The 24,572-nt window shown below is 58.3% G+C and carries 23 protein-coding genes; 2 read left to right on the top strand and 21 right to left on the bottom strand.

Annotated features, from left to right (window positions below):
* Positions 1–32: 32 nt before the first annotated feature.
* The 21 genes from VEB01_RS15500 to VEB01_RS15400 all read right to left on the bottom strand — a co-directional run bounded on the left by VEB01_RS15500 (position 33) and on the right by VEB01_RS15400 (position 19,391).
* A complete protein-coding gene (locus tag VEB01_RS15500; protein ID WP_324876978.1) occupies positions 33–680 on the bottom strand; it encodes a chemotaxis protein CheW in 648 nt (215 codons plus the stop codon).
* Positions 677–1,480, bottom strand: coding sequence for a ParA family protein (locus tag VEB01_RS15495; RefSeq protein WP_324876976.1), 804 nt, complete (start codon positions 1,478–1,480; stop codon positions 677–679). Before VEB01_RS15495 ends, VEB01_RS15500 begins: the two co-directional genes overlap by 4 nt.
* The gene (gene motD, locus VEB01_RS15490) at positions 1,477–2,370 is read right to left on the bottom strand and encodes a flagellar motor protein MotD (protein WP_324876974.1); all 894 of its coding nucleotides are present in this window, start codon (positions 2,368–2,370) and stop codon (positions 1,477–1,479) included. The genes VEB01_RS15495 and motD overlap by 4 nt, the downstream gene beginning before the upstream one ends.
* A gap of 7 nt (positions 2,371–2,377) precedes the next feature.
* Entirely contained in the window at positions 2,378–3,121 is a 744-nt protein-coding gene (locus VEB01_RS15485) for a flagellar motor protein (protein WP_324876972.1), read from the bottom strand.
* A gap of 2 nt (positions 3,122–3,123) precedes the next feature.
* On the bottom strand, positions 3,124–4,173 hold the full coding sequence (locus VEB01_RS15480; RefSeq protein ID WP_324876970.1) for a protein-glutamate methylesterase/protein-glutamine glutaminase: 1,050 nt from the start codon (positions 4,171–4,173) through the stop codon (positions 3,124–3,126).
* Between the two features lie 24 nt (positions 4,174–4,197).
* A complete protein-coding gene (locus tag VEB01_RS15475) occupies positions 4,198–6,423 on the bottom strand; it encodes a chemotaxis protein CheA (RefSeq protein ID WP_324876969.1) in 2,226 nt (741 codons plus the stop codon).
* 12 nt (positions 6,424–6,435) lie between these two features.
* Positions 6,436–7,173: a protein phosphatase CheZ gene (locus tag VEB01_RS15470; protein ID WP_324876967.1), complete on the bottom strand. Its 738-nt coding sequence runs from the start codon at positions 7,171–7,173 to the stop codon at positions 6,436–6,438.
* A gap of 20 nt (positions 7,174–7,193) precedes the next feature.
* The gene (cheY, locus tag VEB01_RS15465; protein ID WP_205780769.1) at positions 7,194–7,568 is read right to left on the bottom strand and encodes a chemotaxis response regulator CheY; all 375 of its coding nucleotides are present in this window, start codon (positions 7,566–7,568) and stop codon (positions 7,194–7,196) included.
* Between the two features lie 70 nt (positions 7,569–7,638).
* The gene (locus tag VEB01_RS15460) at positions 7,639–8,418 is read right to left on the bottom strand and encodes an RNA polymerase sigma factor FliA (RefSeq protein WP_324876963.1); all 780 of its coding nucleotides are present in this window, start codon (positions 8,416–8,418) and stop codon (positions 7,639–7,641) included.
* Entirely contained in the window at positions 8,415–9,245 is an 831-nt protein-coding gene (locus VEB01_RS15455; RefSeq protein ID WP_324876961.1) for a MinD/ParA family protein, read from the bottom strand. The genes VEB01_RS15460 and VEB01_RS15455 overlap by 4 nt, the downstream gene beginning before the upstream one ends.
* A 28-nt stretch (positions 9,246–9,273) precedes the next feature.
* A complete protein-coding gene (gene flhF, locus VEB01_RS15450) occupies positions 9,274–10,686 on the bottom strand; it encodes a flagellar biosynthesis GTPase FlhF (protein WP_324876959.1) in 1,413 nt (470 codons plus the stop codon).
* A gap of 80 nt (positions 10,687–10,766) precedes the next feature.
* Entirely contained in the window at positions 10,767–12,857 is a 2,091-nt protein-coding gene (gene flhA / locus VEB01_RS15445; protein ID WP_324876957.1) for a flagellar biosynthesis protein FlhA, read from the bottom strand.
* A 104-nt stretch (positions 12,858–12,961) separates the two neighbouring features.
* A complete protein-coding gene (gene flhB, locus VEB01_RS15440; protein ID WP_324876955.1) occupies positions 12,962–14,104 on the bottom strand; it encodes a flagellar biosynthesis protein FlhB in 1,143 nt (380 codons plus the stop codon).
* Between the two features lie 11 nt (positions 14,105–14,115).
* The gene (fliR, locus tag VEB01_RS15435) at positions 14,116–14,886 is read right to left on the bottom strand and encodes a flagellar biosynthetic protein FliR (protein WP_324876953.1); all 771 of its coding nucleotides are present in this window, start codon (positions 14,884–14,886) and stop codon (positions 14,116–14,118) included.
* A gap of 7 nt (positions 14,887–14,893) precedes the next feature.
* Positions 14,894–15,163 (bottom strand): flagellar biosynthesis protein FliQ, encoded by a 270-nt coding sequence (gene fliQ / locus VEB01_RS15430; RefSeq protein WP_324876951.1) that lies wholly within the window; start codon positions 15,161–15,163, stop codon positions 14,894–14,896.
* Between the two features lie 7 nt (positions 15,164–15,170).
* Positions 15,171–15,899, bottom strand: coding sequence for a flagellar type III secretion system pore protein FliP (gene fliP / locus VEB01_RS15425; RefSeq protein ID WP_324877081.1), 729 nt, complete (start codon positions 15,897–15,899; stop codon positions 15,171–15,173).
* A gap of 35 nt (positions 15,900–15,934) precedes the next feature.
* A complete protein-coding gene (gene fliO, locus VEB01_RS15420; RefSeq protein ID WP_324876949.1) occupies positions 15,935–16,360 on the bottom strand; it encodes a flagellar biosynthetic protein FliO in 426 nt (141 codons plus the stop codon).
* Positions 16,357–16,719, bottom strand: coding sequence for a flagellar motor switch protein FliN (gene fliN, locus VEB01_RS15415; protein WP_324877080.1), 363 nt, complete (start codon positions 16,717–16,719; stop codon positions 16,357–16,359). Before fliN ends, fliO begins: the two co-directional genes overlap by 4 nt.
* Before the next feature lie 118 nt (positions 16,720–16,837).
* On the bottom strand, positions 16,838–17,866 hold the full coding sequence (gene fliM, locus VEB01_RS15410) for a flagellar motor switch protein FliM (protein WP_324876947.1): 1,029 nt from the start codon (positions 17,864–17,866) through the stop codon (positions 16,838–16,840).
* Positions 17,867–17,868: 2 nt separating this feature from the next.
* On the bottom strand, positions 17,869–18,381 hold the full coding sequence (locus tag VEB01_RS15405) for a flagellar basal body-associated FliL family protein (protein WP_324876945.1): 513 nt from the start codon (positions 18,379–18,381) through the stop codon (positions 17,869–17,871).
* A 356-nt stretch (positions 18,382–18,737) separates the two neighbouring features.
* The gene (locus VEB01_RS15400) at positions 18,738–19,391 is read right to left on the bottom strand and encodes a hypothetical protein (protein WP_324876943.1); all 654 of its coding nucleotides are present in this window, start codon (positions 19,389–19,391) and stop codon (positions 18,738–18,740) included.
* A 309-nt stretch (positions 19,392–19,700) separates the two neighbouring features.
* Here VEB01_RS15400 and VEB01_RS15395 point away from each other — a divergent pair, with 309 nt between their 5' ends.
* Both VEB01_RS15395 and recC read left to right on the top strand, forming a co-directional pair.
* On the top strand, positions 19,701–20,915 hold the full coding sequence (locus tag VEB01_RS15395; protein ID WP_324876942.1) for an NAD(P)/FAD-dependent oxidoreductase: 1,215 nt from the start codon (positions 19,701–19,703) through the stop codon (positions 20,913–20,915).
* Between the two features lie 236 nt (positions 20,916–21,151).
* Complete coding sequence (recC, locus tag VEB01_RS15390; RefSeq protein ID WP_324876939.1) at positions 21,152–24,409, top strand: exodeoxyribonuclease V subunit gamma; 3,258 nt, start codon at positions 21,152–21,154, stop codon at positions 24,407–24,409.
* Positions 24,410–24,572 lie beyond the last annotated feature (163 nt).

Raw genomic sequence — 24,572 nt, 5'->3', positions numbered from 1 at the left:
CCGTTGCTCCCTTAAACGTATCGCCAGCCGACTCAGGGACGCCGGTGTCGCCAAATCCGTTTGTCGTTGGATTGAGTGCCCGGAATCAAGCGGTCCGGATCCATTAACACGCATAAGCGATTGATAACGGTACCGGCCGCCCACACTCGTTTCGATTGATTTACACGCCAGCGAACATCACTCTCGCGCAGCCGGACCATATCGACAATCTCGTCGCACACCAGTCCCCACCGCCCTTCATCAAGCAATAGAGCATGGCGATACGAACTGCGAGTGGACGTCGAACTCTTTCCGCTTATGAGAAGCTCCGTATCCGCCAATTGGATGATCTCGCCCTGAAATCGTACCAGCCCTAGGAACCAATCAGGCTTCCCCGGCAAGACCGTCACCCGGGACGAATCATTAAGGCGTTCGATTCTTCTCACTCCGGCCAAAGGCGCCGCAACAACCATGTGACCGACTCGAAAGTAAACGACTTGAAATTCCGGTTGAGCCCAGCCGGGCAACGCCGGGGGAGCGGCTTGGGCAGGCTGAAACGTCGTTATCGAATCTTGCTCCGTCCGCTCGGCTACCAAAGGCTCGGGTTGCCCGTAGGTCTGGTTCAGCAGGCTCCGCAGATAAAAGCTTAATACCTGATCCTGCCATCCGATTGTGCTTTGCCCAAGGCTATCGGCTCTCATGCGGTCGCTAAAGCCGGCTCGATCCGGCGAGACTGGTCTTGCGAGAACATATGCTCGAGCAGTTCGGTGTAAGCCATGACGGCTTTGGATTTGGGCATGTAATGAGACAGCGGGATTCCGGCGTCACTTGCCTCCCTCACCTGGGTGTCGACCGGAACTACGGAGCCCCAGACTTGATCGCCATAACGTTCGCGCATCACCCGAAGGGTTTGTATCGATGCTCGGGTACGCCGATCAAACAAGGTCGGAACGATGGTGTAGTTCAGCTTTGTTTTTCGGGACCTACCAATCATTTCAAGGGTATTCAGCATCCGCTCCAAACCCTTGAGGGCGAGAAACTCGGATAACACCGGAACGAACAGATGTTCGCAGGCGGCAAGAGCGTTCACCATCAGCACGCCCAACATGGGTGGACTGTCGATCAGCACGAAATCGTATTGTTTGCGAACGGCCGACAAACCATTGGCAACCACCAGCCCCATGCCGCCGGCTCCGCCTTGCCGCTCGACGGTCGCAATGGCGGTAGCGGCCGGCAGCACCGAGAGCCCCTCGAACTCCGTGGAAACAATGTAAGGGCTCGGGAGCAACTTTTTCTTGGCAAGCACATCCTGAAACAGGTTGTAGACGCTGAAATCGATCTGGTCCGGGTTCATTCTGAAATAGCTGGTCAGCGAACCGTGGGGATCGAGATCTATCAATAAAGTACGGTATCCCCGAGACGCTAGAATCCCTCCCAAAGTAACAACCGTAGTGGTCTTACCGACGCCGCCTTTTTGATTGGATACGGCCCAGACTCTCATGGCTGCTTGACCTCCGACGGGTGTGTCGATGCACCCGACGCCACCGGCTTTCGAGGTGCGTCGAGTTCCTGGACTCGGTCGCCGGAAGAGAGTTTGTAACGTGTCGCCCCGTCGGACATCAGGACAATCACCACTCGCCGATTCTGATAACGCCCTTCCTCGGTCTTATTGTCGGCAATGGGATGATGCTCCCCATAGCCGATAGCCGCCATTCGGCGCGGATCGATGCCGTTGCTCATTAATTGGTTGACCACAACGGCGGCGCGCGCGGAAGACAACGCCCAGTTGGAAGGAAATTCGGCGGTGCTGATCGGCAGATTGTCGGTATGGCCCTCCACATGTATGGCGTTGTCGATTTCGCGGAAAATTTCGGACATTCGATAAAACATAGGCAGTGATTCCTTCGAAAGGTCAGCCTTGCCGCTGGAGAAAAACATCCCGCTCTTCATCTCCACCTCCACCCACAGATCATGGCGCTTGACGGCAACCAAATCGTCCTGGATGTACGGCGATAAAGCCGCTTCGATCTGGTCCGCCAGACTCTCCAGTTGAGCTTGCTCCGCCTTAAGATCCTCGCCCGCCAACTCGGCCATGCTCTCGGACGAAGTCGAACCGGCCGGCGTTGAGGGTTCGCCTAAAATGTCTTCCCCTTTCTTTAGCTGGCCGATTTGGATCGGTTCCAGCGTATGCCCGAGGTTATGGTCCTTCTGCGGTTCCTTGAACACCGCCGAGAGCGATTCTGACAGCACCCGATATTTGCCTTCGTTGACCGAAGAGATCGCATACATCACGACAAAAAACGCGAACAAGAGCGTAATGAAATCGGCATAGGAAACCAGCCAGCGCTCCAGGTTTTCATGCTCTTCTTCCGAATGTTTCCGTCGCGCCATACTCTTGTCACCCGTCCAGGAAACCGGTCAGCTTCATCTCGATGTTCCGCGGATTCTCGCCTTCCGCTATCGAGATGATCCCTTCCAGAATCAGTTCCCGCGCCTGGTTATTGGCTTGTGCCCTGGATTTCAATTTGTTGGCAATGGGCAGAAATATCAAATTGGCGAAACCGACACCGTAGATCGTCGCCACGAACGCCGTTGCAATGCCGCTGCCCAACTTGCTGGGATCCGACAAATTCTGCATCACGTGGATCAACCCCATTACCGCACCAATGATTCCGACGGTTGGCGCGTAGCCTCCCATGGCCTCGTACACCTTGGCCGCACTGATATCGCGTTGTTGCCGAGCGTATATTTCTACTTCCAAGCTGTCCCGTATAACCTCGGGCTCGTTACCGTCAACCAACAGCTGAAGCCCCTTTTTTGCCAGTGGTTCCTTCTCGCCGCTTATGAAGGTTTCCAAGCCGAGCAGCCCTTCCCGCCGCGCCAATGCGCTCCAACTGACAATTTTCTTGATTTGCTCCTTATGGTCTATTGGCGGAACTACAAAGACCCATTTGAGCATTTTGACGGCATAGAAAAACACCGCCGGCGGGGCCTGTAGCATGGTTGCGCCCAGCGTGCCGCCGAATACGATAATCATGGCCGGGGCATTCAGCAGTGAATTGATATGCCCACCCTCCAGCCAGTTGCCGCCTAGAACGGCGGCGAGCCCGAGAGTGACGCCGATAATGCTTAAAGGATCCATGCCTAAAGGTTCTTCAGTTCGTCGGCCATGTCATCGAGATCATATATGCAGTCGGCCAGGTTGCCGTCGACGATGGCTTTCGGCATGCCGTAAACAACGCAACTCTGCTCGTTTTGAGCCCAAACGACCGCACCTTTGGCTTTCAATTTTTCCGCGCCGAGCTTCCCGTCAGACCCCATGCCGGTCAGAACGATCGTGAGAACTTTGCCGGGCATGCTTTTGGCGATGGAACTAAACGTCACGTCGGCACTGGGGCGGAAATGTTCTCCGTTTCCGCTCTCCCGAATAACGATCGTCTTACGCGCCCTGTGCTCGCTCAACTCCAGTTGGAAACCTCCGGGCGCCAGAAGAGCGACACCGGGTCTGAGTTCGTCTCCGTCCTGAGCTTCCTTGACCCGAATCCGGCAAAGTTGATCCAGTCGCTCGGCAAAACTGGCGGTAAAGTTTCCCGGCATGTGCTGGATCAATATGATGGGAACCGAAGCGGTTTCGGGAATTTGCGTCAAAATTTTCTGTATAGCCACGGGGCCGCCGGTAGAGGCGGCGATTACCAGCAAACGAAAATCCCGGATCTGCGCTTTCGCAGCCGCCGGTCTGGTAACGGGCCGAGCGGTGACCGGTCTGGTCAACCGGCCGGACCGCCTTAACCTCGCCGCATGCTCGGCCAAGTCTCGAACACGGCGCCGCAAAATGCGCTTGGCCATGTCCTGATCTCCGCTGATTTCGTGCAACTGTTTGGGCATGAAATCCATCGCACCGGCTTCGAGTGCGTCCAGCGTCGCCTTCGCGCCCGCCTTGGTGGACGAGGAAAACATCAGAATCGGTGTCGGCTGATCTCTCATGATCTGGCGCGCCGCGGTAATGCCATCCATAACTGGCATATCCACATCCATGGTGATTACGTCCGGATTGAGGGATGCCGCCTTTTGCACGGCCTCGGCGCCATTGGCGGCGCTTCCTACGACCTCCATGTCACTGTCGATGCTGAGGATTTCGGTCAATCTACGGCGTATAAAGCCCGAATCATCCACCACCAAAACCCGGATTGTCATGAAAACCCCTTAGTTGCTCTATGGTTAACGCAACGGAGCGTACCGTTTCATCAAGCCGGGCACATCCAAAATGAGGGCGATTTTGCCATCGCCGGTAATCGTAGCGCCGGCCATTCCGGCTACGCCGTCGAGCTTAGCGCCTAAAGGCTTGATAACCACTTCCTCCTGCCCGACCAGGTGATCAACCACAAACCCTATGTGCCGTCCGACGACATTCACCACCACCACATGGCCGGAATCATTGGCCCGCTTTCTGTCATGCCGATAATCCGGAATCAGCCACTCCTTGAGATAAAACAACGGCAACGCTCGCTGCCGGACCAATACGACCAACTGCCCGTCTATCGTATTGGACTTCTTGAGATCGAGGTCGAGGATTTCGACGACGCTCGCCAGCGGCAGAGCGAAGGGCTGATTGTTCAGCTTGACCATCAAGGTCGGCATGATGGCCAAAGTCAGCGGCAACTTGATGGTAATACGGCTGCCCTTGCCCTTGTTCGAATCGATCGCTACCGAGCCGTTCATCTGGGCAATCCGGGTCTTGACCACATCCATCCCGACGCCTCTCCCGGAAATATCCGAAATCTCCGACTTGGTGGAAAAGCCGGGCATGAAAATCAAGTTGTAACATTCTTTGTCATCCATGCGCGCGGCACTTTCTTCGTCCATCAGCCCTTTTTCCACGGCCTTGCGCCGGAGCACGTCCGGGTCCATTCCCTTGCCGTCGTCCTCGATGGTCAACTCGATATGATTGCCCTCCTGAGAGGCGGTCAAAACGACCAAGCCTTCGCGGGGCTTGCCGGCCGCAACTCGCGCGTCGGGAGTCTCGATGCCGTGATCGACCGCATTGCGGACCAGATGCACCAGGGGATCGGCCAAAGCCTCGACAAGATTCTTGTCGAGATCGGTCTCTTCGCCGCGAAGCTCGAGCTGCACTTCCTTGTTAAGGCTTCTGGCCAAATCCCGCACGACGCGCGGAAAACGGCCGAACACCTTTTTGATCGGCTGCATGCGCGTCTTCATGACCGATAGCTGAAGGTCCGACGTCACCACGTCCAGATTGGCGACCGCTTTGGCGATCTCTTCGTCATTGAGGGCGGTCTTGAGGGTCTGAAAGCGGTTGCGGACCAAGACCAGCTCGCCCACCATGTTCATAATCTCATCCAGGCGCTGGGTGTCGACGCGAACCGTGGTTTCCACCGCCGAGGCGGCCGGCGCCTTAGCCGTCGTTTTGGTCGGGTTCCGCGCCGTACCGGGCATTTCGGTCGGCGCAGGGGGCACGGCGGCAGGACGCGCTATCTCCTTCTTCGGCACGCCGCCATGCCTGCCCTTGCCGTGGAGATTATCCAGCAGGCTCTCGAATTCGTCCTCCGTGATGTCATCACTCCCGGCTACGGGTTTCGGTGCCTCGGGGACCATGGCGCCCGGTATTCCACTGTGTTTACCCTTGCCGTGAAGCTCGTCCAACAGACGGTCGAACTCGTCCTCGGTGATTTCGCCGCCCGATCCGGTCTCCGGGGCCTTTGAAGCCGCCGTGTCGGGCACGCCGCCATGTTTGCCCTTGCCATGAATCTCATCCAGCAGGCGGTCGAATTCTTCCTCGGTAATTTCCTCGGAAACCGGACTCTTAGCTTCATTTGCCGGGGTGGATGATGACTGATTCGACTCCTCCGGCGCATCCGGCAATTGCCCGAACTCCGTCTCGGCCGGATCGTCGTCTTGAGCGGGTTCCAGCATCGCCGCAAGCGCCATCTCCACAACGTTCTGCGCGGACGGGACGATTTTGGAACTGGCCGGCCGAACAATTTCCGGTTCCGCAGACGTCCGGATTTGTGGGCCAGGACTTGGATTTTCTTTGGTTTCCGGCAGCGCAAGAATTTTCAGCCGGTTTATTAACGACGGATCAGCCGATTCGGGATCCTGCCCGAACCGAATGTCCCGAAACATGGAATTAACCACGTCCAAGACTTCCAAAATGACGTCCATCAAAGCCGGATCGGCGCGCCGCTCTCCCTGCCGAAGGACGTTGAACACATCTTCAGCGTTGTGGCAAACATCAACCAGGGCAGAGAGATTGAGAAAACCCGCCCCACCCTTGACGGTATGAAAGCCGCGAAAAATGGCATTCAATAAATCGTAATCGTCCGGTGACTGCTCAAGCTCAACCAACTGAGCATTGAGTTTTTCTAGGATTTCTCCGGCTTCCACCAGGAAATCCTGAACGATTTCATCGTCGAGATCGATCGCCATTACGCGCTACCTTCAGAAGCCTAAACTCGACAGCAAGCTGTCCACGTCGTCCTGACTGTGCACGGTATCCTTGTCCACACCCGGAACGGCAGGGCCAAGCGGTTGCGACTTAGCTTCCGGCACGCTTTCGCCGGAAGCCTTGAACCGACGCCCGGAAATCCGGATCAAATCGACCATGCTGTGCTCCAGGTCTTGAACAAGTTTGATCACGCGTCGAATAATCTGGCCGGTCAGGTCTTGAAATCCCTGCGCCATGAGCACTTCGGTGAGACTGCCCTGGATGGTCTGCAAATGCCCCGCGGAAACGTCGAAATAATCCGCCAGGTCTTGAGTCAACGATTTGAACTCCTCGTAAGGCATTTCCCGCTGGCGAAAACGTTGCCACCGGACGCCCAGCTCATTCGACTGCTCGTGGAGGCTCTCGGCAAAAGGCAAGATGGACTCGACGGCATTCAAGGTGGTGTTCGCCGCCTGCTCGGTCATGGTAATGACATAGTTGAGGCGCTCTTTGGCGTCGGGGATTTCCTTCTCCGTCAAATCGGCGATCTTCTCGTCCAGCGAAAAATTCGCCAGCGTGTCATGTAGCTGCCGGGTCAATTTACCGACTTCTTGAAACATCAAGGTTTCCCGAACTCGACCGATCTCATCGAGAATACGGTCGGCCAACTCGTCGTCACCTTGCTCCAAAGCCGCCAGAAGTGCCCGCGCCTGCTCGATCCGCCCGTCGGCGGACGGTTGATTGTCAGTCATTAGCCGCCCCAAAGGTTTGATCAGGCTTCCAGGCGTTCGAAAATCTTTTCGATCTTCTCTTGCAGGGTAGCCGCGGTGAAAGGCTTGATCACATAGCCGTTTACGCCGGCCTGTGCCGCTTCCACAATCTGGTCCCGTTTCGCCTCGGCGGTCACCATCAATACGGGCAACTGAGCCAGATTGGGATCGGCGCGTACCGCACGCAGCAGATCGATACCCGTCATTCCGGGCATATTCCAATCGGTGATCAGAAAATCGATCCCCCCCGACTGCAGCTTCGGCAAAGCGCTCTGTCCATCGTCAGCCTCAAAGATGTTGTTGAACCCGAGCTCCCGCAGCAGGTTTCTGATGATCCTTCGCATGGTGGAAAAGTCATCCACAACCAGGATTTTCATATTCTTATTCAAGGACCCTCACCTCGCATTCCGGTTGACCATCTTCTGTTAACTGTTCGTTATATGAGCTTCAGGCTTGCACGGCCTTACGCCGCCCTTTTGCACGGGCTCCGGCGGATTGCTCCGCATCCAGCCAGCCCTGCATCCTCGCCCGTAGGCGCAGCATGGCTTGGCTTTGAACCTGACAAACCCGGGATTCGCTGACGCCCAGCACTTCGCCGATTTCGCGCAGGTTGAGTTCCTCCTCGTAATAGAGCGAAATCACCAGCCGTTCCCGCTCCGGCAAACCCGAAATGGCATCCGCCAGAGCCTCCGCAAACCCGGATTGGGTCAATGCTTCGATGGGCGGCGAAGCCGAATCCGCACACTCGTCCAGGGCTGAATCGCCGGCCTCCAACAGCTCTTCGATGCTGAAGATGCGACAGCTCAAAGCATCCTGAAGAACCTGGTGGTATTCGGAGACCGAAAGCCCTAAATACTCGGCGACTTCCGCATCGCGGGCGTCGCGGCCGGTTCGGGCCTCGATGGCCCGCATCGCTTCGGCCACATCGCGAGCCTTGCGATGAACCGAGCGCGGCGTCCAATCGTAGCGTCTGAGCTCATCCAGCATGGCGCCGCGTATCCGAATTCCCGCATAAGTTTCGAAGCTCGCGCCTTGAGCGTGATCGTACTGGCGGGCCGCCTCCAGCAATCCCACCATGCCGGCCTGGATCAAGTCCTCCACTTGCACGCTGGAAGGCAGCCGGCTCATGAGATGGTAGGCGATCCGCTTGACCAGCGACGCATGCTGCCCGACGATGGCATCCACGCCGGGCGCTTGTACCGAGGCGTACAAGGCGATGCCGTTCATAAGGCTGCCGCGCTGGTGTACTGAATCATCCGCTCGACGAAAAACTCCAGCCGACCGCTGGTTTGTTCCGAAATCGGCAGGGCATCCGTTTTCAGCGCCAGGGCGCGAAACGCCTGCGCCGCTTTACTGTGAGGATAGGCGACAGCCACGGGGGTTTGCCTTTGGACCGCCTTCCGCAATTGCTCGTCCCGAGGCACCGCGCCCAAGAAATTGAGGGCCACGTCGAGATAACGGTCCGTCACCCGGCACAGCTTGCTGAATAGCGCCTGCCCTTGCTGAAAATCTTGAACCATGTTGGTCAAGATCTGGAACCGACAAACCCCGTAGTCCCGATTCAACAACTTGATGAAGGCGTAGGCGTCGGTGAGCGATGTGGGCTCGTCGCAGACCACCAGAATGATGTCCTGGCAGGCACGCGCGAAATTGACCACGCCCCCCGAAATGCCCGCCGCCGTGTCCACCAGCAGCACGTCGATATCCTGATTCATCTCCCCGAATGCGCGAATCACGGCCGCTTGTTCCGCGGAGTTGAGTTCCGACATGCGCTGAATGCCGGACGAGGCCGGCACGATTTTCAGGCCCGAAGGCCCTTCGACGAGGATTTCATCCAGGGTGCGCTCGCCGCTCAACACGTGGGACAAATTGAACTTCGGCTGCAGTCCCAACAGTACATCCACGTTCGCCAGCCCCAAATCGGCATCCAGCAGGACCACTTGCCGACCGAGTTCGGATAGGCAGACACCGAGATTGACGGCGACATTGGTCTTGCCAACGCCTCCCTTGCCGCTGCTCACGGCCAGAACGCGCACCGGTCTAGGCTGTGCCATACGTCGAATTCCGTCGGCCTGATCTGTGTCAAACATTCGCATGGACTACCCAGTCTTCGTAGGAAGGCGCCGGGGCGCCGACTTCCTCGGCATCGGACCGCTCGGCAAAACACCGGTTTAATAATAGATGAGTTCTCGCCACGTGCAGGTCTTCCGGGACCTGCTGCCCATCGCACACAAACGCGACGGGGAGCCGGTTTTCCACCACGGTGGATACCGCGGCGCCCAGCTGGCCAGTTTCATCCAGCTTGGTCAGAATGCAGGCTTCCGGAGAAAAGCCGCGGAAGGCCTCCACCGCTTCCTGCATCGCGCGCAGCTGGCTGGCCGCGGACATGACCAGGTACGATTTGATGGGCATCTCGGTACGGCTGAACAACGCGACTTGCTCGGCCAAGCGCCGGTCCCGCTGCCCCATGCCGGCTGTATCGATGAGCACGAGACGCTTATCGTAAAACCCGGACAGCAATTGACGCAGATCCTCGATACTGGACGCGGCCCGGACCGGCACGTCCAGGATGCGGCCATAGGTGCCGAGTTGCTCATGGGCTCCGATGCGGTAGTTGTCCGTGGTGATCAGTGCGATTTGCCGGGGTCCATGCTTGAGCCTGAACCGGGCCGCCAGCTTCGCGATCGTCGTCGTTTTCCCGACACCCGTCGGCCCGACCAGCGCGACGACGCCGCCGTAGTCGAGCAGATTGTCTTCGGCGAGCGGAATCTGCCGTGCCAAGACGTGCTGACTGGCTTGCCACGCCACGTCGGCATCGTTGACGCTGCCCAATCGCTCGGCCAGTTCCAGGCTGATTTTCTTGGAGAACCCGAGTGCGCTGAAACGACGCAGCAGATCCAGTCGGGTCGGGCTTCGGCTCGCCGCAGCCTGCCATCCGGTTTCGCTCAAATGGGCATCGATCACGCGCCGCATCTGTCTGAGTTCCCGCTGCATCTCCTTGAGCGCCTCGGCATCGACGCTCGGCTTGACGGAATCCGGCTGTCTCGCAACCGCCGCGGCCGAGCGATCTTGCCGGGGCTGGAAAACCGGCTTTCCGGCAATGGGCCCGGCCGCAGCACCGTCCTGTTCAACCCGTTTCGCCGCTTGAGGGGCTGGCCTGCTAACATTCTCCGTGGCTACCGAACCCGTCCCCAATGCGGCGGCAGAGGTGTTACCTAAAGCCTCTCGAAAAGCGCCCTCGGCACGGCGCTTCGTGTCCGTTTCGACTTTCGCGAAAGGCTCGGCATCGCCTCCCGAAGCACCGGCCGGTTCGCCGCGCAGCTCCGGCTTCGAGCGGTCCAAAAGCAACTGCTCGTCAAAATCGCGGGCCGCCACGATTTCCACGCCGCCGTCCACTTTTCGGTTGGACAAAATGACGGCGTCAGGCCCCTGCTCTTCGCGGACCATACGGATCGCTTGACGAATATCGGGTGCGAAATATCGTTTGATCTTCATGCCTATGCCCCAAGTCTTTCAGAAGCCGTCCAAAAATCGCCGTAAACAACACTGGCAAGCTCAGCAGGGTTTTCGGCTGCTCAGCCGCGCTGGCCTATACTCGCCACCACCCTAACTTGCCGATCCTCCGGAATCTCGTTGTAAGCCAGAACATTGAGTCCGGGAATGGAATGGCGCACGAAGCGCGCCAACCACGACCGTACCGGCGACGACACCAGCAAAATGGCGGGATGTCCCTCCATCTCCAGTTTCTGCGCCTTCTCTTCCAAGGATTTGTGAAGCTGCTCCGCCAATCCCGGCTCGATACCGGCGCCTTCCTGCCCGGCCGTTTGCAGTATTTTTTGCAACAACTGTTCCAGGTCCGGGTCCAAGGTCAGAACCAGGATCTCTTTCTCCATGCCACTGATTTTCTGAACGATTAACCGCCCCAGAGCCGCACGTACCACAGCCGTCAAAACGCCGGGATCTTGGCTTCTGCCGCCGAACTCCGCCAAAGTTTCGGCGACGGTCCGCATATCGCGGATCGGCACGTTCTCCTGAAGGAGGCTTTGCAGCACTTTGACGATGACGCTGAGGGGCAGGGTTTTCGGTGTCAGATCCTCGACCAGCCGTGGCATCGATTTGGCGAGGACGTCGAGCAGTTGCTGCGCTTCCTGATGTCCGAACAGTTGGTGAGCATGGGACTGCAGCAAATGGCTGAGATGCGTGGCCACCACCGTGCCGGGATCGACCACGGTATAACCTAGTGTTTGGGCATGGTCGCGCTGATCCGGATCGATCCAAACGGCCTCCAAGCCGAAAGCGGGATCTTTGCCCTCGACGCCTTTCAGCGTTCCGTAAACCCGTCCGGGGTTGATGGCCATCAGACGCTCCGAAAACACTTCGGCCTCCCCCACGATGACGCCTAGCAAGCTGATGCGATAAGCGTTGGGGGTCAAATCCAGATTGTCCCGGATGTGCACGGAGGGAATCAGGAATCCGAGATCCTGGGACAACTTTTTGCGCACGCCCTTGATCTTCGACATGAGCTGCCCACCCTGATTTTTGTCAACCAGCGGGATGAGCCGATAGCCCACTTCCAGCCCGATGAGATCGACCGGCATGACATCGTCCCAACCGAGCTCTTTCGCTTCGGGCGCCGCCGACGGCTTGGGCGCGATCCGCATTTCCGCCAACTCGCGCTCCCGCCGCTGGCGCTTGAGAATGGAATAAGACGAGGCGCCCATGGCCCCGGCCAGGAGCAGAAAGGCGAGATTCGGCATGCCCGGTATCAGGCCCAAAAGCCCGACCACGCCCGCGGAAAGCCCCAAAGGTCTGGGATCGGCAAAAAACTGGGCGCTGAACTGGGCGCCGATGTTCTCGCTGCTGCTGGAAACCCGGGTCACGATCATGGCCGATCCGACCGACAACAGCAAAGACGGGATCTGAGCCACCAGACCGTCGCCGATGGTGAGCAGCGTGTAATTGTGCAAGGCTTCGGAAAACGGCAGCCCATGCTGCAGCATGCCGACGATCAAGCCGCCGATGACGTTGATGAGCAAAATGAGGATACCGGCCACGGCGTCTCCCCGGACGAATTTGCTGGCGCCGTCCATCGATCCGTAGAAATCCGCTTCGCGCGATACTTCCTGACGCCTCGCCCGGGCTTCCTCCTGATTGATGAGACCGGCGTTGAGGTCCGCGTCGATCGCCATCTGCTTGCCCGGCATCGCGTCCAAGGTGAACCGGGCGCTGACTTCCGACACGCGCCCGGCGCCCTTGGTCACGACCACGAAGTTGATGATGACCAGAATGACGAACACCACCAAACCCACGGCGTAATTGCCCCCGATCACGAATTCGCCGAAAGCCTCGATCACCTTGCCGGCCGCGTCGGGACCTTTGTGCCCTTCCAGCAGGACGACGCGGGTCGAGGCCACGTTGAGACTCAGCCTGAGGAGAGTGGCGACCAGCAGGACCGACGGAAACACGGCGAAATCCAAAGGGCGCAGCGTGTAAATCGTCACCAGCAGGATCAGGAGCGAGAACGCGATGTTGAATGTAAACAGCAGATCGAGAATGAACGGCGGCAGCGGCAGCACCATCATCATCATCATGAGGAGGATGACGAGTGGTGCGCCCAGGCCGAGCTTGCCGACGACTTTGATTCTTTCTAATACCGTTGCGGCCATGACGAAAACCGTGCGAAACCTTCAGTGACACCGAGGGCAATCACTTTTCGTGCCGACCGGCCGTGAAACGGGAAGCCGCGAAGAAAATGCAGGCGATACGCGGGTTATGGGTCGCCGGATTTGCGCAAGAACTCTTCGGGTACCTCGAATTCGGTCGGCGGCGTCGGAATGTCGCCGCCGAAAACCCGGGCCGCTTTGAGTTGGTAGACGTAAGCCAGAACCTGGGCGACCGCGAAATATAGACCGGCAGGTATTTCGCGGCCCAGATCGGTGGACGCATAGAGCGCGCGGGCGAGGGGCGGCGCGGACAGGAGCGGCACGCGGGCGCCGACGGCCAGGTTCCGGATCTGCGCCGCCACCAGATCCGCGCCCTTGGCGACCACCCGGGGTGCTTTCATGCTGGCCTGGTCGTATTTCAAGGCCACCGCGTAGTGAGTCGGGTTGGTCACGATAACATCCGCCTTCGGCACCTCATCCATCATCCGGCGACGCGCCAGTTCCATCTGCAAACTGCGAATCCGACTTTTGACCTCCGGCTTGCCTTCGAGATCGCGCATTTCGTCCTTGACTTCCTGGCGCGTCATCTTCAATTGGCGCTTGTAACTCCAAAGCTGGAAAGGCACATCCAGAATCGCGATTAACCCTAAGGACGCACACAGCCAGAACATGGAGGTTATGATCAAGTGCGCGGTCTTGTCGACCGCCGGAAACAAAGACTGGCGGCTGAGACCTATAAGATCGTCGAAATAAGCCATCAGCAGCCCGGCCGTCACAAAGCCGATCAGGAGAAACTTGAGAACCGACTTCACGACTTCCGCGAAGGCCTGCATGGAAACCATGCGGGCTAAGCCCGTCATGGGATTGAGCTTTTCCAGCTTGGGCATGAGGTTTTCGCCGCTGAAATTCCAGCCCCCCAGCACCATGGGAGCGGCCAGCGCGGCCAGCACGGTCAAACCGAGAATAGGAAGCAGGAGCTGGCCTGCCGCCAGCAGATCCCGACCGAGATGGGCGATCGGCGCCGCGGGATCGAAAAGATCGCGGCGACTCAGACGGAAATCGCCCTCCATCACGTTCCACAGGCTTTGCACCATGCCGCCGCCGAACGCGAACATCGCCACCGAGCCGGTCAGCAGAAGAACCAGGGTGTTCAATTCGCGGGAGCGCGGGATCTGTCCTTTTTTCCGCGCATCGCTCAGCCGTTTACTGGTAGGGTCTTCTGTGCGTTCCTGATCGGATTCCTCGGCCATAACGCACCGTCCTACCGCAAAATCGCGGTCATCAATTGATAACCTTCGTCGAGAAAACCGGAGAAAAGGCTTAAAACGTCCGGCAGGCTGATTCCGATCAGAAACAGACCCAAGCCCAAGCTGATCGGGAACCCCACCGAGAAGATATTAAGTTGGGGCGCCGCGCGACTGGCGACGCCGAATCCCAAATTGACCAACAGCAAGGCCGTCACCAACGGCAGCGAAAGCAGGACTCCGGCAGCGAACAACCGGCTGGCCCATAGCGCCAGCCGCCGCATGCCGTCAGCGCTCAATCCCTCGAATCCCACCGGAACCATCTGAAAGCTGTCGACGAGCAGCCGGATCAGCATCAGATGTCCGTCCATGGCGAGGAACAGCAGCGTCGCCAAGATTTGGTAAAACTGGGCGATTACCGGAACCTGCACGCCGGTCTGCGGATCGACCATCGACGCGAAACCCAGCCCCATGCTGTAGGCGATGCCCTGCCCGCCGAAAACGATGGCCTCGAACACCAGGTGCAAGACAAAACCGATCGCGAGGCCAATTAGAAATTGCTGAATGGCGATCCAGAAACCGGCCAGGCTGAACAGGGCCGCGTCGGGCATGGCCGGCAACATCGGCGAGATCAGCCAGGTGATGGACGCCGCCAGCATGACGCGGACCCGCACCGGCACCGTATGGCCGGTAAAAACCGGGATCGCAAGAAACAGGGCGCTGACGCGCAAAAACGGCCATGCGACGCCAGCGACCAAGGTCAGGAGCTGGCTTTCGCTGAACTGCACCGGCGTTTCAACCGATCAGACTGGGGATGCTGCGAATCAACGACCGGGTGTAATCGATCAGGAGTTGCAGCATCCAAGGCCCGGCCAGCATCAGCACGATCGCCATGACGATGAGCTTGGGCACGAACGTGAGCGTCATTTCGTTGATCTGCGTGGCCGCCTGGAACAAGGCGATCACCAGGCCCACGGCGAGCGTCGCCAACAGCATGGGCGCGCTGATTTGCATGGTGACGGTCATCGCCTGCTGGCCCAGGGCGGCAATCGTTTCGGGTGTCATTTCGAGCTTATTCGACGAAAAAACTGGCCGCTAGCGTCTCGACCACCAGCGCCCAGCCGTCCACCAGAACGAACAGCAACAGCTTGAAGGGCAGCGAAATGATCATGGGAGACAGCATCATCATACCCATCGACATCAAAATGGTGGCCACCACCAGATCGATGATCAGAAACGGCAAAAACAAAAGAAAGCCCATTTGAAAGGCCGTCTTCAGCTCGCTCGTCATGAAGGCCGGCACGAGCAAGGAAAACGGCGTTTCCTCGGGACTGGCGATGTCCTGCTTGCCGGAAATTCGCGCGAAGACCTCCAAATCCGTTTCCCGCGTCTGCCTGAGCATGAACTGCCGGAACGGAACGGCGGCACGCTGAAGGGCCGCGCCGGGCGCAAGCTCTTCTTTCATGTAAGGCTGCAAGGCCTGTTCGTTCACCTGCTCGAAGACCGGCAGCATGGTGAACAAGGTCAGAAATAGCGAAATGCCGAGCAACACCTGATTATTGGGCGTTTGCCCGGCGCCCAGGGCCTGCCGCAATATGGCCAGGACGATCATGATGCGGGTAAACGAGGTCATGCTGAGCAACAGCGTAGGCAGTACGGTCAGCGCGGTCATCAGCGCCAGCACCTGTATCGTTACCGTATAGGTCTGGCCGCCCTGGCCGTTGGCGGCCATGGTGAAAGCCTCGATGCCCGGAGCGCCTTGAGCGGAAGGGATCACCAGCCCAGAAAGGGCCGCAATCATCCCGAGAGACGTTACGGCGAAGCGCAGCCGGCGGTTCATGACCGCCGCCCCATCAACTCGTGCAAACGCTCGGCGAATGAGCCATTTGCCTCGGCTGCCGGCGCTCCGGTCTCGACCGGAATGATTTCCGAATTTTCCAGCACGCACAGGGTCTCGACCCGTCCGGGCGCCACCCCCAGCACCAATTGTTTCCCCCCCGCCTGCAGCAACACGGCTCTTTCCCGCGATCCCAGCGACACGGCGGCCAATACGCGAAAGCTTCCGGGCGCGAGCCGCGAGAACGTGCCGAATCGCCGCAGCAGCCAAGCCAGCGCGAGAATAACCGCCAGTACCGCCACCAATCCGGCCAGACTCTTCGCCATATCCACCGAAGGCAAAGCCTTGGGCACGGCTGGGGCGGTCTCGGCCAACAGCGCCGGCGACAGCAGCAACGATACCGCGGTAAAGAAACGCGCCGTCATTTCAGCTTTCTCACCCGTTCCGCGGGACTGATTACATCGGTGAGGCGGATACCGAACTTGTCGTTGACCACCACCACCTCGCCGTGGGCGATCAAGGTGCCATTCACCAGCACATCCATGGGTTCGCCCGCCAGCCGGTCCAATTCGACGACCGAGCCCTGCGTCAACTGCAACAGATTGCGGATGTTGATCTTGGTGTGCCCTATTTCCATCGCTATGGTCACCGGGACGTCCAGCAGCACATCCAGATTGATGTCCTCCGTCCTCGCCGCGCCATTCGCAGGAGAGGTTTTCGCAAGGTCCTCGAAAGTCGCGGGTTCCGGTCTCGGAGCCGCCGGCTGGGAAGGGGGCTCCGCCATTTTTTTGGCGACCTCTTGCTGCTCCAGCAGGGCCGCCGCCCAGTCGTCGGCGAAATCGTCGGACTCGCCGGCCGGCTCTCCTCCGTCGACCGGCACCTCGAATTCTTCTTCATTCATGTCATTCAACTCCGCTTCCCAATACCCCGATTAAGCGCTCTTTGTCGCCGCTGGTGCGGCTGATCTTCTCCAGAATCTGCACGGCATAATTGCCCCTTGATACCCCGATCTTGCCCCGGAACACGGGCACGTCGTCCACAACGACCGAAATCATCTCCGGCATTTCGATCGGAATGACGTCTCCCGCCTTTAGCCGCAGCATGTCCTCCAGGGACAAGGTTTTTTCGACCAGGGTGCTGTGCAATTCAATTTCGGCGTCCAGGATTTCCGCTTGCAGTGCCGTACGCCAGCGGTCGTCCGAATCGTCGCTTCTATCCCCTTGGATGCCTGCATCCAGAAGTTCCCGGATCGGCTCGATCATGGAATACGGCAGGGTGACGTGCAGGTCGCCTCCGCCGCCCTCCAGTTCGATATGTATGGTCGAGATCACAACAACCTCGGCGGGGCTCACGATGTTGGCGAACTGCGGGTTCACTTCCGAACCCAGATATTCGAACTCGATCGGCATGACCGGCGCCCAGGCTTCCTTCATATCCTTGAAAATCAATTCGAGCAGGATGCGGATGATCCGCATCTCGGTCGGCGTGAATTCGCGTCCCTCGATCTTGTTGTAGAACTGGCCGCTGCCGCCAAAAAAATTGTCCACGACCGTGAACACCAGAGTCGGCTCCATGACCATCAATCCCCGCCCCCGCAAAGGGCTGAGCCTGACCACGTTGAGATTGGTGGGCACGAAGAGGCTGTGCACGTACTCCGAGAATTTCAGAATCTGGACGCCCGAAACCGAAATCTCCGCGGAACGCCGCAGCAAATTGAATAGGCTGATGCGGAAATGACGGACGAAGCGGTCGTTGATCATTTCCAGCGTGGGCATCCGCCCGCGCACGATGCGGTCTTGACTGGTGAAGTCGTAAGCCCGTGCCTCGCCGCTTCGAAAGTCGAGCTCCGATTCGGTGTTGATGTCTCCGTCGTCGACGCCGTGCAGAAGAGCGTCGATTTCTTCCTGAGTTAAGAGATCATGAACGGCCATGGCTATTGCATGATGAAACCGGTGAAAAAGACCTCTTCGGCGCCTTCTTTCTTGCCCGTTTGCTTCGATACTATCGCGTTGATTTCCTCGAGCAGCTTGCCCCGAAGCGCATCCTTGCCTTCGATCGTCTTCAGTGTCGCGGGATCCTGGCCGCTCAACAGCAAAAGCACGTTGTTGCGGATCATCGGAGTATGTTTTTTGATGGCGTCGACGACCGTTTGATTTTTGGAGGCCACGCTAAGGCTGATCTGAAGCAGGCGCGCGTCCGGATTGCTCTTGAAATTGACGACGAATGCCGGGTCCAGTACGTGGTAGATCATGGGCAGAGCGTCCGCTTCATCGCCATGCGACTCCGCGACGGCCTCCGCCTGCTGCGGCGGAAAGATCCCCAAAAAATAAAGCGCCGCGAATACGGCAACGAGCGTCCCCAGCACAGCCCCCAGGACGATGAAAATAATACTCTTGGATGACTTTTTCTTTTCTTCGCCCAAATCCAGCTTATCTTGTTGCGCCATCGTGGTTTCCCGGAGTTTTTCGCTATCAGCAGCAACAATAATGCCCACGAAAAAAGCTTAGCATCGACAAGGCATTAGCAGGACCTGAACGTTTTTCGTCACGGCACTGAAGGGTAAAGTTTAGCGTCGCGCCAAAATTCAGACGCTTGGAAACCGAAGGGAAATAATTGCTCAAGGCTCAAAGGACGAGGTCAAACCCGACAAGCATTACTGCCGGTTTGAAAAAGAGCGGGGCTGCGGCAATAGAACAGGTATTTAGATACAGAGGACTAAAAAGGGATCGGCATAATCCGTATCAACCGGCTAAGCCGATCCCTCAAGCACTATGGAATCGAGATTGACGATCCGGTCCAGCGTTAATTTAAAAGCGTTCCGGTAATACTGGTGAATACATTTTGGCCGGTACACGCATCGATTGTACCCATTACGGTAAGAGTTCCGCCGGTAACGCCGCTGAATAGTCCAGTATTCCCGGGAGCATCGATAATAGGCCCTACTGTCAGTCGAGGCGCCTTGACATACATGATTTCCGTGACCTCCCATTTACAGGGATATGCTTCCACTACCGGCGAGAAACTAACCGGCGTATCTCCGTCCGTGCTCAGCCGGGACAGTTCTGAGTTCAATGAGTCGGTGGTACATGTGATGACATGACGAAGATGGCTGGGGGCCACGAGAGGCTGGCCTGTCGGAAGCGATACCCCCGGAACGACCTGCAGGTCATATCCTTTTCCCAAAACAGCACATGTCAGCGTCGTTTTACCTTCCAGTTTTACAACCATTTCTCCAAGCTGGGTATCGCCCTCGAGTACAATCGGCTGCTGGTTCACGTCCACTATAGCCGGCCAATTGATATCGTCACCTCCCAAATCGCCGTAATAAATCGAGGCTTCCATAACCGTTTGAGTGCGCCCCCCCCCTGATTTAATCACCATATCCGCAGAAGCGGAGGCCGAAACAATCATCCCAACAGTTACGCAAGCGGTAATTACAGAAGCTTTTTTAAACATTTTTTTCCTTGTAATTGATGGACAAACAAAAGCGCGACTGAACCCCGAAGATCGTGTTGTTCCCCCGCCACATCAAGATAGCAGCTTACTTCGACCTCAGCCATAACAAAGACTTACCGAAACGGACTAAGTGTCCTTCGATCAATCATCGACATCCGGCCCCCGGGACCGGAATACATTGTCAAAGGATCATCATACAAGGCAGAATTGGGCGGACGAAGAAAATCAAGTCACCGGGAACAAAGCCTGAAGAAAAAAGAAATCCCGGTTAACAAACCCGCAACATCATCCACTCAAGAGGAAGGCCATATGGATAGCAAGATTCATCACCGTGTCGTCGTTGTCGGCGGTGGCGCTGCCGGACTCGGCATCGCAGCCCGTCTGCTGCATGCCGGGGTAACGGATGTCGCAGTCATCGAGCCGTCCGACAAACATTATTACCAACCTTTCTGGACATTCGTCGGAGGCGGAGTCGTCAATCGCGAGCAGTCGGTTAAACCGATGGCCGATTTGATTCCCACAGGCGCCACCTGGATTCGCGACGCCGCCGCGGAGTTCGATCCTGCCAATAATTCGCTGAAAACCCAGGGCGGCAAGGAGGTCGGCTACGACTATCTGGTCGTCTGTCCGGGGCTCCAGATCGACTGGGACAAGATCCCGGGAGTAAAGGAAGCGGTGGGCAAGGACGGAGTTTGCAGCAATTACAGCTACGACACCGTCAACAGCACCTGGGAAAACATCCGGAACTTCAAGGGCGGCAATGCCGTGTTCACGTTCCCGCCGCCGCCCATCAAATGCGCCGGAGCGCCGCAGAAAATCATGTATTTGGCCGAGGATTATTTCCGCAAGCACGGGATTCGCGACAAATCCCGCGTCGTCTATTACTGCGCCACGCCCACCATCTTCACCGCGCCCAAATACGCCGCCGCTCTCATGGAACAGGTGGTGAAACCGCGCAATATCGAGGTCCATTTCAAGCACAACCTGGTGGAACTGCGCCCCACTGCCAAGGAGGCGGTATTCAAAAACCTGGACACCGGAGAAAGCGTCGTTCAGCCCTACGACATGATTCACGTGGTGCCGCCCATGAGCGCTCCGGATTTCATCAAGAAAAGCCCGCTCGCAAACGAAGCCGGATGGGTGGACGTGAACAAGGACACCGCGCAGCACGTCCGCTATCCCAACGTGTTCAGCCTGGGCGATGCGAGCAGTCTGCCCACGTCCAAGACGGCGGCCGCGATCCGGGCGCAAAGTCCGGTTTTGATCGCGAATCTCCTGTCGGTCATGAACAGCGGACAGCCGGTGGCCAAATACGACGGCTACACATCGTGCCCGCTGATCACCGCTTACGGCAAATTGATCCTGGCCGAATTCGACTACGACCTGAAGCCCAAGGAAACCTTCCCCTTCGACCAGGGCAAGGAGCGCTACAGCATGTATCTCTTAAAACGGTACATCATTCCGGTGATTTACTGGCAGGGCCTGCTCAAAGGCTATAAATGGCCTCACCTAGGCAAGGCGTAAACCGGTGCCTCGCGCCGTAGGAAGGGCAAAGTCCGTAGGCTGGGATAAAGTTTTGCGGAATCCCAGCTTGATCCAGTATCTGCGGTCCTGAAAATGCTGGGTCTCGTTCCTCGACCCAGCCTACCGTGCTAATCGGTAAACCGGGCGAAAGGCCTGCTCGACAATGCTTCCAGCAGGCCTTTTTTCTGCCATGCAGAGCCTTGATCGAATGACAACAAGACCAAACTGACCACCCTGTGCTCCGCCTTTACCAATCCGACAAGCTGGAATTTCTTGCCGAACTGTTGACGGCGGACAGCACATCACCGATCTCCCCTTTCGAGCCGGAAATCATCATCGTTCAAAGCCAAGGCATGGGACGCTGGCTGTCCCTGCGCCTTGCGGAACAGCTCGGCATCTGCGCGAACGTCCGCTTTCTGCTGCCGGCCTCGTTCGTCTGGGACCTACTCCGGCAATTCTTCGGCGAACTCCCGAGACGCTCGGCGTTCTCCTGCGAGGTGCTCACCTTCCGCATCTTCGACTGGCTGGGACGATCCGCAAATTTGGAACGCACTCCGCGCCTTTTCGGGTATCTGCTAAACGGCGATGAGCTTCGCCGGTTCCAACTGGCCAAACGGATCGCCGACCTGTTCGACCAATACCTGATCTACCGGGCGGACTGGATCGAGGCCTGGGAATGCGGCGAAACGCTCGGTTTGGGCGGCGACGAGGAGTGGCAAGCCCTATTGTGGCGCGACCTGAGTTCGGGGGAAGCCGCACCCCACCGCGCGCGCTTCATGAATGAGCTGCTGTCGGCGCTCGAATCCGACTCGGCAACCGACCGGCTACCCGGGCACATCAATGTATTCGGTATCTCGTCGTTGCCACCGGCCTTTCTGGATGTGCTGAATGCACTCACCAAGCATACCGAAATCAATCTGTACGCGATCAATCCCTGCCGCGAGTACTGGGGCGAAATCCGGGACGACCGGGAAATCGGCCGCGTGGCCGGAGAACGCCCGCCTGAGGATTTGTACCTCGAAGTGGGGCATCCTTTGCTGGCATCGCTCGGGAAACAAGGCCGCGAATTTTTCGATCATCTGGCCGAACATTCGGAGCTGTACAGTCTGTTCCAGGCCGAACCGCCGCGCGATTCGATGCTGCACATTCTCCAGGCCGACATTGTGGAACTGGTCGACCGCCGTGTCGCCGGACGATTGCCCGTACAACCCGACGACCGCTCGCTGCAAGTCCATGCCTGCCACAGCCCGATGCGCGAAGTCGAAGTCCTGCACGATCAGCTTCTGGCGCTGTTCGACCTGAATCCGGAATTGAAGCCGGGCGACGTGGCCGTGCTGACGCCCGATATCGAGCGGTACACGCCTTATATCGAAGCGGTATTCGCCGAGAGCCGCGACACCCCGATGATCCCTTTCAGCATCGCCGACCGCGGTTTGGCGCACGAACAGCCGCTGCTGGATACTTTTCTCGCCCTGCTCGATCTGCCCGAAAGCCGGTTTGCGGCGGACACGACGCTTGGCTTTCTGGAACAACCCGCCATTCAGCGCCGTTTCAGGCTATGCGAAGACGACCTCCCCGTGATCCACCACTGGGCGCGGTCGGTCGGCACCCGCTGGGGACGGGACGGTGCCCACAAAACCGAATACCGGCTGCCGAACATTCCGCGCCACACCTGGCGTGACGGGTTGCAGCGCTTGATGCTGGGGTATGCCCTGCCGCAGGAACTGGCCGGCGACGGCCTTCCTTTATTCGCCAAGACCCTGCCTTACGACGACATCGAAGGCAGCCGGGTTTTGATTCTGGAGCGGTTCGCGGAATACCTGGAAACCCTGTTCGAATGGGCGGACCGGCTCAAAGCGAAGTTGCCGCTGACGGAGTGGGTCGAGCGATTGAATGCGCTCATCGATCAGCTGTTCGATCCGCGGAACGAGGATGAATCGGTCCTGCTTCAACTGCGCGGTACGCTCGATCTGTTGCGGGAACTCTCGGGGCAAGCCGTCTTCCGCGAGCCGGTCGGGATACGGGTCGTCAAGCGCTGGCTCGCCGACCGCTTTTGCCAGCCCTCGGGCGCCGGCGGGTTTCTGACGGGCGCGGTCACCTTCTGCGCCATGGTGCCGATGCGCAGTCTGCCGTTCAAGGTCATCGCCGTGCTCGGCCTGAACCACGACAGCTTTCCGCGCCAGCGGCATCCCCCCGATTTCGACCTGATGGCGAAGCATCCCCGCCGGGGAGACCGCTCCCGCCGGCTGGACGACCGTTATCTCTTCCTGGAAACGCTGCTGTCGGCCCGCGAAGTCCTTTATCTCAGCTATGTGGGCCGGAGCATCCGCGACAACGGCGAGCTGCCGCCCTCCCCTTTGGTTTCCGAACTCATCGACGTGGTGAAACAAAGCTGCGAGCTGGCCGAGGGTGATATCGAGACCCACCTCGTTACCGAGCATCCTTTGCAGCCGTTCGATCCCGGCTATTTCAAGGACGATCCCCGGTTGCCGGGCTTTTCATCGGCCTGGCTAGTCGCGGCCCGCCTGATCGGACGGGGTGAGAAGCAGCCCGCGCCGTTGTTCGCCGGTACCCTTCCGGAACCGGAGGATGAATGGCGCACGGTCGATCCGGAGAGCCTCGCCTATTTTTTCGGCAATCCGGCCCGTTATTTGTTGCGGCGGCGGCTGAACCTGATCTTGGGGGGTGCAAATGCGGAGTTCGAAATCCGCGAACCTTTTGCGCTGGACTACCGGACGAGAAACCAGGTCCGACAGAACCTGCTGCATGCCTTGGCGCATGATCGAAAGCCGCAGATCGCGCTGCAGTTGGCCGACGCTCAAGGCCTGTTGCCTCATGGCCAATTCGGCGAGGCGCTGCACGGCAAGGAACAACGGCTGGTCGAAAGCTTCGCCGTCAAACTGCTCCCGGATCTCGTCAAACCGCGCTTCGAGCCGCTGCCGGTGGATTTCGAGGCAAACGGCCTGCGCCTGCTCGGCTCCCTCGCAGAAGTCGGCCCGAGCGGCCTGACCGACTACAGCTTCGAAGAACCCAATCCGCGCCAGCTCTTTGAGCTCTGGCTGAGACACCTGATGCTATGCCTGATCGCCCCTGAAGGCGTGACACCAGAATCCGCGCTGCACACGCCCAAGCAAACCCTCAAATTCCAAGCGGTCGACAATCCCGAAAACGAGCTCGCGAAACTGTTGCACGCATATTGGCAAGGATTGTCCGCCCCGCTGCCGTTCTTCCCGAAAACGAGCCATGGCTACGCCCGCTGCCGGCACGATCCGCCGGCCAAGCTCGGCGGCGATCCGGAAACTATCCAGCTCAATGCACTGAAACAGGCCCGAAGCTTTTGGGAAGGCTCCGAATTCCAGCCCGGCGAAAGCATGAATCCCTATTATCAAACGGTCTACCGGGGCAGCGATCCGCTGGACGAAAGCTTCGAGGCACTGGCCGTCGATTTCATCAGCCCGATGTTGGCCTCGATGACGAAAGAGGTATCTCGATGATTTTGGACGAAGGTCGTAGATACGTAAGCGCTCTTTTAACGACGCCCTTGAGCTTGGCGAGACGAGGTTGTAGTCGATCGGGTCAGGTAGCCGCAACGGGCTGGGTGAGATGCCAGGGCAGGAGTTTCTCGAACTCGTCGACCGTTGTTGCCAAGGGCAGCTT

It is taken from the genome of Methylocaldum sp., assembly GCF_035627495.1.
GTDB lineage: Bacteria > Pseudomonadota > Gammaproteobacteria > Methylococcales > Methylococcaceae > Methylocaldum.
This window is presented reverse-complemented; position numbering and strand designations above follow the sequence as displayed.

Coding starts and splice junctions, on each gene's coding strand:
- VEB01_RS15500 (WP_324876978.1), bottom strand. CDS start 680: ATGAGAGCCGATAGCCTTGGGCAAAGCACAATCGGATGGCAGGATCAG.
- VEB01_RS15495 (WP_324876976.1), bottom strand. CDS start 1,480: ATGAGAGTCTGGGCCGTATCCAATCAAAAAGGCGGCGTCGGTAAGACC.
- motD (WP_324876974.1), bottom strand. CDS start 2,370: ATGGCGCGACGGAAACATTCGGAAGAAGAGCATGAAAACCTGGAGCGC.
- VEB01_RS15485 (WP_324876972.1), bottom strand. CDS start 3,121: ATGGATCCTTTAAGCATTATCGGCGTCACTCTCGGGCTCGCCGCCGTT.
- VEB01_RS15480 (WP_324876970.1), bottom strand. CDS start 4,173: ATGACAATCCGGGTTTTGGTGGTGGATGATTCGGGCTTTATACGCCGT.
- VEB01_RS15475 (WP_324876969.1), bottom strand. CDS start 6,423: ATGGCGATCGATCTCGACGATGAAATCGTTCAGGATTTCCTGGTGGAA.
- VEB01_RS15470 (WP_324876967.1), bottom strand. CDS start 7,173: ATGACTGACAATCAACCGTCCGCCGACGGGCGGATCGAGCAGGCGCGG.
- cheY (WP_205780769.1), bottom strand. CDS start 7,568: ATGAAAATCCTGGTTGTGGATGACTTTTCCACCATGCGAAGGATCATC.
- VEB01_RS15460 (WP_324876963.1), bottom strand. CDS start 8,418: ATGAACGGCATCGCCTTGTACGCCTCGGTACAAGCGCCCGGCGTGGAT.
- VEB01_RS15455 (WP_324876961.1), bottom strand. CDS start 9,245: ATGGCACAGCCTAGACCGGTGCGCGTTCTGGCCGTGAGCAGCGGCAAG.
- flhF (WP_324876959.1), bottom strand. CDS start 10,686: ATGAAGATCAAACGATATTTCGCACCCGATATTCGTCAAGCGATCCGT.
- flhA (WP_324876957.1), bottom strand. CDS start 12,857: ATGGCCGCAACGGTATTAGAAAGAATCAAAGTCGTCGGCAAGCTCGGC.
- flhB (WP_324876955.1), bottom strand. CDS start 14,104: ATGGCCGAGGAATCCGATCAGGAACGCACAGAAGACCCTACCAGTAAA.
- fliQ (WP_324876951.1), bottom strand. CDS start 15,163: ATGACACCCGAAACGATTGCCGCCCTGGGCCAGCAGGCGATGACCGTC.
- fliP (WP_324877081.1), bottom strand. CDS start 15,899: ATGATTGCGGCCCTTTCTGGGCTGGTGATCCCTTCCGCTCAAGGCGCT.
- fliO (WP_324876949.1), bottom strand. CDS start 16,360: ATGACGGCGCGTTTCTTTACCGCGGTATCGTTGCTGCTGTCGCCGGCG.
- fliN (WP_324877080.1), bottom strand. CDS start 16,719: ATGGCGGAGCCCCCTTCCCAGCCGGCGGCTCCGAGACCGGAACCCGCG.
- fliM (WP_324876947.1), bottom strand. CDS start 17,866: ATGGCCGTTCATGATCTCTTAACTCAGGAAGAAATCGACGCTCTTCTG.
- VEB01_RS15405 (WP_324876945.1), bottom strand. CDS start 18,381: ATGGCGCAACAAGATAAGCTGGATTTGGGCGAAGAAAAGAAAAAGTCA.
- VEB01_RS15400 (WP_324876943.1), bottom strand. CDS start 19,391: ATGTTTAAAAAAGCTTCTGTAATTACCGCTTGCGTAACTGTTGGGATG.
- VEB01_RS15395 (WP_324876942.1), top strand. CDS start 19,701: ATGGATAGCAAGATTCATCACCGTGTCGTCGTTGTCGGCGGTGGCGCT.